The sequence below is a fragment of the Cupriavidus gilardii genome, from assembly GCF_008801915.1.
GTDB lineage: Bacteria > Pseudomonadota > Gammaproteobacteria > Burkholderiales > Burkholderiaceae > Cupriavidus > Cupriavidus gilardii.
Genome location: NZ_VZOV01000051.1, coordinates 1 through 7,237, shown reverse-complemented (window position 1 = coordinate 7,237; position 7,237 = coordinate 1). Strand labels below are relative to the sequence as shown.

General features: G+C 60.7%; 13 protein-coding genes. 5 read left to right on the top strand and 8 right to left on the bottom strand.

Translation table 11 applies throughout. The annotated features are described in order from the left end of the window. From F7Q96_RS26180 to F7Q96_RS26145, 8 genes are all read right to left on the bottom strand, one after another. A partial coding sequence (locus F7Q96_RS26180) for a hypothetical protein (protein WP_151023602.1) occupies positions 1-188 on the bottom strand: 188 nt, incomplete at its 3' end. 11 nt (positions 189-199) lie between these two features. Further along, complete coding sequence (locus F7Q96_RS26175) at positions 200-763, bottom strand: hypothetical protein (RefSeq protein ID WP_249041731.1); 564 nt, start codon at positions 761-763, stop codon at positions 200-202. Then, complete coding sequence (locus tag F7Q96_RS26170) at positions 760-1,476, bottom strand: hypothetical protein (protein WP_151023600.1); 717 nt, start codon at positions 1,474-1,476, stop codon at positions 760-762. Before F7Q96_RS26170 ends, F7Q96_RS26175 begins: the two co-directional genes overlap by 4 nt. Continuing rightward, on the bottom strand, positions 1,427-2,344 hold the full coding sequence (locus F7Q96_RS26165) for a hypothetical protein (protein WP_151023598.1): 918 nt from the start codon (positions 2,342-2,344) through the stop codon (positions 1,427-1,429). Before F7Q96_RS26165 ends, F7Q96_RS26170 begins: the two co-directional genes overlap by 50 nt. Next, the gene (locus F7Q96_RS26160) at positions 2,344-3,114 is read right to left on the bottom strand and encodes an HNH endonuclease (RefSeq protein WP_151023596.1); all 771 of its coding nucleotides are present in this window, start codon (positions 3,112-3,114) and stop codon (positions 2,344-2,346) included. Before F7Q96_RS26160 ends, F7Q96_RS26165 begins: the two co-directional genes overlap by 1 nt. A gap of 3 nt (positions 3,115-3,117) precedes the next feature. Next, complete coding sequence (locus F7Q96_RS26155; protein WP_151023593.1) at positions 3,118-3,321, bottom strand: hypothetical protein; 204 nt, start codon at positions 3,319-3,321, stop codon at positions 3,118-3,120. Beyond that, the gene (locus tag F7Q96_RS26150; protein ID WP_151023591.1) at positions 3,318-3,542 is read right to left on the bottom strand and encodes a hypothetical protein; all 225 of its coding nucleotides are present in this window, start codon (positions 3,540-3,542) and stop codon (positions 3,318-3,320) included. Before F7Q96_RS26150 ends, F7Q96_RS26155 begins: the two co-directional genes overlap by 4 nt. Positions 3,543-4,050: 508 nt before the next feature. Next, on the bottom strand, positions 4,051-4,299 hold the full coding sequence (locus tag F7Q96_RS26145) for a transcriptional regulator (RefSeq protein ID WP_082371434.1): 249 nt from the start codon (positions 4,297-4,299) through the stop codon (positions 4,051-4,053). A gap of 103 nt (positions 4,300-4,402) precedes the next feature. On the opposite strand from F7Q96_RS26145, the gene F7Q96_RS26140 reads away from it, so the two are divergent. From F7Q96_RS26140 to F7Q96_RS26120, 5 genes are all read left to right on the top strand, one after another. After that, entirely contained in the window at positions 4,403-4,843 is a 441-nt protein-coding gene (locus F7Q96_RS26140) for a helix-turn-helix transcriptional regulator (RefSeq protein WP_053821598.1), read from the top strand. A 45-nt stretch (positions 4,844-4,888) separates the two neighbouring features. Next, positions 4,889-5,284, top strand: coding sequence for a hypothetical protein (locus F7Q96_RS26135; protein ID WP_144425774.1), 396 nt, complete (start codon positions 4,889-4,891; stop codon positions 5,282-5,284). Positions 5,285-5,319: 35 nt separating this feature from the next. Further along, a complete protein-coding gene (locus F7Q96_RS26130; RefSeq protein ID WP_053821597.1) occupies positions 5,320-5,673 on the top strand; it encodes a hypothetical protein in 354 nt (117 codons plus the stop codon). Positions 5,674-5,884: 211 nt separating this feature from the next. After that, positions 5,885-6,367, top strand: a complete 483-nt coding sequence (locus F7Q96_RS26125; RefSeq protein WP_144425773.1) for a hypothetical protein — start codon at positions 5,885-5,887, stop codon at positions 6,365-6,367. 449 nt (positions 6,368-6,816) lie between these two features. After that, complete coding sequence (locus tag F7Q96_RS26120) at positions 6,817-7,041, top strand: hypothetical protein (RefSeq protein ID WP_151023589.1); 225 nt, start codon at positions 6,817-6,819, stop codon at positions 7,039-7,041. Positions 7,042-7,237 lie beyond the last annotated feature (196 nt).

The following is a 7,237-nucleotide window of genomic DNA, read 5'->3' as shown; positions in this document are numbered from 1 at the left end:
TCCGTCAGCCCCGCCGCCTGCGCTGCCGGCTGCTGCGCGAGGTGCTCGGCGCGTAGGGCGGTGCGGCCAGCTTCCCATGCGGATTGCGCTGATTCGGTATGCCCATACTCGAACGAGTCCGAGTCGAACCACCACTTCTCGAACGCCTCGCGCTCGGCTTGTTCCATCCCCACCGCTTCCTTGTCCATGTCTGTTCTCCCTATGCCTTGTTGATGTTGTCTGCTGCCGTTACTGCCACCGCCAGGGCTGCCCATGCGTGCGACTTCACGCCGTATGTCGGCCCCGGATTCTTCTTCGTGCCTTGCGGCCCTAGCAGGTCGATCAGCGCCTGCCGAATGTTTGCGTCCTTAGCCCTGGGCGAGCCGCACAGGTGCAGCTTCACGTCCTTTCGGTAGACGAAGCGCACGGCCTCGGGCTTGTGCCATGCCTGCTGGAAGCGTCCAATCCAGCGGCAGGTCTCGAACACCTCGCGCCCTACTGCCATCCCGTAGCTGGCGATCATTTCGATGGCTAGCGTGTGGTTGAGTGGGTCATAGCCTGCGGTGCTCTCCAGCATGCGCAGCACTTCCCGGTTCTTCATGACGCCCGAGAGCGTGACGCGGCCATCGGCGAGCACGCACCACCCCGACTCCTCGGTACCGGGGTCGATCGCCAGAATCCGCGCGCGCGTAGTGGCGACGGACGTACCTACTTCTGCGTCGTCCCGCTCGGTCTTGCGGTAGAGAAACGAAGCCTCGATGTCGAGCAGCGTGTCGTCCGTCATGCAGCCACCTCATCTGCGATGCCCAGAGCCCGCTTGGCCATCTGCACCACCGCGAGAGCCAGCTTCTCACCGCGCTTCTGCCGATCGAGGATCTTCTTCGCCCAGTCCTTGTTGCCTACCTCACGGCGCATGGCCTTGACCTCTGCGACTGCCGCTTGAACCTTCTCCGGCTGAGCGCGCGTCTTGCCCGGAGCCGGCAGAGAAACGGCACGCGGAGGCACTGGCTGAACCTCGCGGCGGAGCACCTCGTCCAGGGCGGCGCTGAATCGCTTGATGAGAGCGCTGTGCGACAGGTTGAGCATGTCGAACTCCCCCACCTTGATCGCAGCCCAGTAGAACGCCGGGTTGGTCCACTCATCCTTGCCGTCGGCGCGCAGACGCAGTTGCTGCGTTGCTTCGTAAAGCGCCGCGTCGTAGTTCACAGGCGGCTTGCACAGGGCCAGGAACTCGGGGAGCGTCGGCGGGAACAGCCGCGTGCGCAGCGCCTCAACGCCTGCCTTGAGCTCGTCGCGCGACAGGTGGTTCAGCTCTGTGCCCCACAGCTTGCGAACGACCGTCAGATCCGTGCCGCGCCACATGTCGGCGAACTTCGAGCCGTACATGCCGCTCATGCGGGCAAACAGGCTGTCGATCCAGGCTTCGGGCACGGCGTCCTCGGGCCAGTCAGTCGATGCGGCGGGCCGCAACGTCGAGGGTTTCAGGGGTGCGTTCATTCGCTGGTTTCCTGCCGGTAAGGGTGGCGATGACATCGGCGCGCTCTTGCGCTCTTGCGTCGGACGGCCTTGGCATCCGTTGCCGCGGCGGGCTGCGAACCTTGGCCAGTAGCGCCAGCACGAAGCCGGCGTTGATCGGGGCTGCGTCACCGGTGGCTTCGCGGTCGGCGACAGCCAGGTCGTAGGCCTTGCGCAGTTCCTCGGAGGTCGGCTTCTGCGCTGCGAGGTCCATGACCTGCGCGTTGCTGGCGCTGATGCCGCGAGGCACCTTGCCCCGGGCTCGTTCCCAAGCGATCAACGTCGACGAAATCTCGGCGGCGGCACTCGGCGGTGTGCCTGCGCCTACCACGTTCGAACCACCTATGCCGCCGATGAGGGAATCAGAGAATCCGGAATCAGGAATCAGAGAATCAGCACGGCTACCCCCCCTTGGCAAGTCGTGTTCTTGATCCTTAATCCGAGGCTCGCCCTGGGCTCCATGCTCATTGCACTGGGCGGAAGCCTCGGGCTTTGCTTTGTTAGCAACCCCGTCGAGCCCTAGGCTCGGAGGGGGTGGGATCTCGCTTTCAGCCTCTCGATGGTGCGGATTCTGGTGCTTGGCAAAGTTGACGATCTGGATGAATTCCGTGCCTTCGACCTCATAGATCAGGATGAAGCCGTGCTTCTCGAGTTCGCGCAGTAGCGGCTCGGTGTCCTGGTTGTCATAGGGCAGCAGCTCGCCCTTGATCCGCTTGGGACGGTACTCAAGCCGCCCCTCGCGATCGGCCATCATCCAGAGGCCCGGGAAGATGAAGCGGGCCCACACCGAGCATTCGGCAAGGTCCTCGTTCTTGTAGAAACCGGGCTTGATGTTGCGAGAACGGGCCATCAGAGCGCTCCCTCAATGGCATAAAGCATGGCGCTCTGCCAGCCTGTCCAGTTGCGCTCATCCTTGGCGATGGACGTCAGAGTGTCGATGTCAACGCCGGCGTGATAGGCCTCTTTCAGAAGCTCGATGCAGCGATGGTCGTTGCAATAGGAGAACCGATTTCGGCAGATGCCACGGATGTATAGAAGCCTGCGCTCATAGTCAGGCAGGAGGAGAGTCTTCGCGATGGGCCCGACCTTCGCCCAGGCAAGCTCGACCGACTCGGCCGTGCAATTGCCCTTATCGTCTGCCTTGAGGTACTTCTCCGCGGCGATCTCGATGGCATCGAGCACTTGAGGTAACGGAACTGTGCGCAGGATGGTCTTAAGTCCGCGACGCCCGGAATCGTTAAGCGACCAGCCACGAGTCTGGGCTTCCCATGCGACCGCCGCGGTCTCAACGACCTCATCGTCGATCTTCTTCAGGCCATCCCGCCACGCCAGCATCATTTCCAGCTGCTCCCGGCGCATCGAAAGCTCTTCGAGCATGGCGCGCTGCTTCTGAATAGCAGCGTCATCCGAAAGGAGAACGTCCGATTTTCCGGCGTTGCATCCACGGCACGACGTGATGAGGTTCAGAAGATCGTTCTCACCGCCCTTGCTGACCGGGTTGATGTGGTCGACTTCCAAGATGACGTCGGGCGCAGAGGCGCCGCAGTACTGGCACTTGAAGCCATCCCGCTTGAAGACCTCGAAGCGGAGTTTCTTTCCAATGGTCCTACGCGATGGCATGCCCTACTCCTGCGTCCCAACTTGTCCCTGCTTGGCCCGCTTATGGAAGGCGATGACCTCGGGGTGCAACGACCCATAGGCGGCTTCCAGGATCAGCATCCCGAGCAAATCGGGCGTGTTGCATCCCATCGCAGCGGCTTTCATCACCAAGTCCCTCGCCTCGTCCGGCGGAATCAGCGCGACCACTTCCGTCTTGACCTGGCTCATGCCGCCACCAGCGGGCCGTTGTGGCCCAAACCGTCACTGACGCCGCTGATCGCGACGGGCAAAGTTCCGACAGCGCCGAACAAATGCTGCTCGGCGATGCGGGCGAGAGCCGCGGAATCCGAATCGATCCCGTGAACCTCCTTGTAGAGCTGGAGGGCTTCATAGGCGCGGTCACGAAGACGCGTCTTCACCTCGTTCCGAAACTCAGCACGGCGTGCCATCTGGGACTCCTGGTTGCTACGCAAACTGAAACTGTTGTGAAAAACAAACGACCGTTTGGTCGAGTACACGCGCCGGGGGTGACAGGTATTCCTGCCGGCAGGTGACAGGCACTCCTGCATAGAGCTCATGACACACTTGAACGCATGCGAACTTTCGGAGAACGTCTCCGTTGGGCCATCGAAAACGCAGACCCTCCAATCTCGATCCGCGAACTCGCGCGCCGGATTGGGCTGCAATACCAATCGGTCCAACACCTTCTCGACCCTGGCCGATTTGCCAAGGGAAGCCGGTACACGCACCAATTCGCTCGGGTCCTCGGCGTCTCACCTGAGTGGCTTGCCACGGGCAAAGGGCGCCCTCGGCAGAAAGGCATATCTCCGATCGATCAGCGCGCTGCTGTCCGAGAAGCCATGCAGACGGCAGCCGTCCTGCTCGCGCAGCTCGAACGCCTGGCGGACGCATTGGAAGAGCCAGAGAAGAAAAGCAACGGGCGGGCATGACGCGGCCTTAGGCGGCGGCCGGCTGGCCGTCGTGGGCTGCGTCTCGCAAGTACGCCCAATCGACATCAGGACGAAGCAATTCGCAGCGGACGAGACCACCGGTAAGGCGCTCGATCGCCGGACAGTGTTCGGCTGGGACCTTTCGTCCCGGCTGCTTCCACTGATTCACCGCAGCTTTCGTGACGGACAGGTGCACCGCAAGGGCAACCTGTGAGCCCACGATCCGTGCCGCCATGTCGATAGGATGCTCTTTCATGGATTCCACTCAGTCTCTACGCAGGGCCAAGTATAGAAATCCTGTACCTGCAAGTCAAGATAATATCGACCTTCTCGGTACAGAGTTTCTTTACCATTCGCCCATGGAACTCAACCGGTGGATCATCGAGGCGCGCGGGCGGGCGCACATGACGCAGCAGCAGCTAGCTGATGCGTTAGGTGTCACCAAGTCCAATGTGTCGGCGTGGGAGAACAGCCGACACGAGCCGGGCTGGTCACAGATGTTGAAGATCAGGGAGGTGACGGGCGCACCGTTGCCCGTGGACGATGCTGGCGCGACCCAGGCGGGCGCGTCCTGGCCGTTCGCATTTCCCCGATCGCGGCTGGATCAGTTGTCAGAGAAGCAACTTGCCGAGCTTGAGCGGATTGTCGTTTCCGCCCTGGAACTCGCGTCGACAGGCAGCAGGCAAACCGGAGGAACGTTCGCGACGTCGGGCAGCACGGCCGCAGACCCAGCCGACATCAAACACGCCACCGGCGGCCGGCGCACCGCAGGACACGAGCGCACCGGCACCACAGAATGAGATCCGGGTCAGCCGGATAACGAATAACAACGAACGGGAGAAGTCATGCGGATTGTTGCAGTTACCGTGCTCGGGGCATTTTTGGCGGGATGCTCCTACAACCTAGAACTGATGGCGAGAGGTAATGCCAAGACGGGTAGCGGTGTCGCTACGCGACCCGGCAACGACGTAACCATTGTTGCTGACGGAGTGACGTACAAGGGCAAGTTCGCCTACATGTCTAGCGGCTTCATGGGCACTTCCACCGCATTCTCTGGAGCGGCGACGGCAACTGCTACTGCTTACGGTTCAACGGGGCAAAGCAACGGAACAATCATTGCGCGCTCAGAGGATGGTCGAGGCCTTCGTTGTCAGTTCCAATACAGCACTTGGAGCGCCGGCGGCGTCGGCATGTGCCAGGACGATGCCGGGACGATATACGACCTGCAGATTAGTGGCTGAAGAGCATCACAAGCAAAAGAAAAGAAGGAGAAGTCATGCGGGTCATCGCAGCAGCGGCGCTTGCCGCCATTGCAGCCACCGGCTGCGCCACGAAGAACTACGGCCGTCAGGGCGCCTTGACGGACTTCGAGAAGCAAAGCATGTCATGCCGGGAGATCCAGCTTGAGCAGGCCAAGGTCCAGGGTTTCATTGAGCGCGTCAACAAGGAGAGCGAGTTCGACGGCCGCTCTGTCCTGTCCTTCCTCGGCGACTTCGGCATCGGGAATCTGATGGAGAAGGACAGTGCCATGAAGAGCGCGACTGATCGGTCGGCCCAGCTGCAGGCGGTGGCCGCGCAGAAGGGATGCGCGTACTCGGACGCTCCGACGGCCTCTACAACAAGCAGATAGGTGTGCGCGGATAGTGAAGGAGTGCCGCCATGCACCGCAGGGCACCCCCTATACGTGCTGTTTTGATCACAAACGGAAGGCTGTTTTTCGTGGTTTTCCGATGCCTTTGATACACAGCAATCTTTAGGCAATGCTAAACTTCGCTCCTACATTGCCGTCAAACGTGCATGGCAATGCAATCACAGCAACTTGCTGTGAATCGGAGAAAGCAATGGAACGCACAGAGGTATCGCGCCTGCGCTCCTTCGGGCAACTTCTGGAGTTCGAGGCTCATCGCAGCGTCGACCTACTCAAAGCTATCGACGACACAATCTACGCATGCTGCGTCCAGCGAGACAGCCTGGATCACTTAAGCGGGTTGTCGGCGGAATTCGTACAGCACCTCAAACGCGTCGAAAAGCCTGTAGATGCAGATGGCACGATCTTGCGTAAGCTCGAAGATGCCAGAGATGCTATCGCTCGCGCCTACGACATCCATCAAAGAAAGCGCGAAGCGGCGGCGAGAGCTCCCGAACTTACGCCTGACGATGGAGTCGTGGAGGCTTATGACAGCTTGCTAGACTCATTGGCTGCTGCTCATAACATCACAAACGAACTCTGCTGGGCACTTGGTGAGCACGACGCTGACTTTGACGAAATCGTCGATGGCGAATTCACATCTGCCGACGACCTTATTGGTGCGCTCAGAGGTTAGACTTGGCCATCACCCGGGTGCGCCGTACGGCCAGATTTGACAGGGAATACAAGTCGCTCTCTCCAGAGCTCAAGGAGCAGGCCGACGGCGCGCTTCGCGATCTATTTCGCGATCCAATTCCTGTTGGGCGAAGGTTCCACGCACTCCAGGGCTACCGCAACCCAAAGCTGTACACTATTGATGTAACGCCAAATCACGCCTACAAGATCTCTCTTGAGATTGAAGGGGAATGTGCCACGCTACGTCGTGTCGCAACGCACCGCGAGATTGATCGACTGCCTTAAAAAGAAAAAGCCCGCCCCTCCGGCGGGCTTTTTTACGCCCGTAGCCCCCTCCCCTGCGCACTTGCACCTGTCACCCCGGCAGGCGTGCCTGCCTCCCACTTAAGTAGTAGCTAACTTACATTGACCTTTCAACAAGCCGGCGGAAGCCCGGCACGTGAGGGGTCCATGTCGAACATTATCGAGCTGGCGCGCTTCCGGGGGACGACAAGCCGTCAGCCTGCTGCCAGCGAACCGGTCGGGACGATCACCATCAAGTGGCAGTCCGACGGAACGCACGCCTACACCATCAGCGGCCAATACGCCCGCTCCTTCTCATTGACGATGCAAGCGCTGAACCAGGTCGCTGCCCGCGTGGCGACTGACGTCGTCCGTTCCGATCCCATCCCGTAAGCGCCGGTACAGGGAAGCAACACACGAGTACATTTTTTCTTGACTCGTTGGTACAGCTTTTCTATACTGCCTCCATCGACGCACTACACCGATGGAGCAAGCGATGCCAGCCACCCTGACCCAAGCCCCGATCCGAGTCCCCGGCCAGCCCGAGGTGGCGGACGACTTGGAACACCTCTGCTCGTCCTTCTTCGGC

What these genes read in the sequence shown, in the direction of transcription:
- F7Q96_RS26160 (WP_151023596.1), bottom strand. Translation starts at nt 3,114, where the DNA reads ATGCCATCGCGTAGGACCATTGGAAAGAAACTCCGCTTCGAGGTCTTC.
- F7Q96_RS26150 (WP_151023591.1), bottom strand. Translation starts at nt 3,542, where the DNA reads ATGGCACGCCGTGCTGAGTTTCGGAACGAGGTGAAGACGCGTCTTCGT.
- F7Q96_RS26130 (WP_053821597.1), top strand. Translation starts at nt 5,320, where the DNA reads ATGCGGGTCATCGCAGCAGCGGCGCTTGCCGCCATTGCAGCCACCGGC.
- F7Q96_RS26135 (WP_144425774.1), top strand. Translation starts at nt 4,889, where the DNA reads ATGCGGATTGTTGCAGTTACCGTGCTCGGGGCATTTTTGGCGGGATGC.
- F7Q96_RS26175 (WP_249041731.1), bottom strand. Translation starts at nt 763, where the DNA reads ATGACGGACGACACGCTGCTCGACATCGAGGCTTCGTTTCTCTACCGC.
- F7Q96_RS26170 (WP_151023600.1), bottom strand. Translation starts at nt 1,476, where the DNA reads ATGAACGCACCCCTGAAACCCTCGACGTTGCGGCCCGCCGCATCGACT.
- F7Q96_RS26120 (WP_151023589.1), top strand. Translation starts at nt 6,817, where the DNA reads ATGTCGAACATTATCGAGCTGGCGCGCTTCCGGGGGACGACAAGCCGT.
- F7Q96_RS26145 (WP_082371434.1), bottom strand. Translation starts at nt 4,299, where the DNA reads ATGAAAGAGCATCCTATCGACATGGCGGCACGGATCGTGGGCTCACAG.
- F7Q96_RS26140 (WP_053821598.1), top strand. Translation starts at nt 4,403, where the DNA reads ATGGAACTCAACCGGTGGATCATCGAGGCGCGCGGGCGGGCGCACATG.
- F7Q96_RS26165 (WP_151023598.1), bottom strand. Translation starts at nt 2,344, where the DNA reads ATGGCCCGTTCTCGCAACATCAAGCCCGGTTTCTACAAGAACGAGGAC.
- F7Q96_RS26155 (WP_151023593.1), bottom strand. Translation starts at nt 3,321, where the DNA reads ATGAGCCAGGTCAAGACGGAAGTGGTCGCGCTGATTCCGCCGGACGAG.
- F7Q96_RS26125 (WP_144425773.1), top strand. Translation starts at nt 5,885, where the DNA reads ATGGAACGCACAGAGGTATCGCGCCTGCGCTCCTTCGGGCAACTTCTG.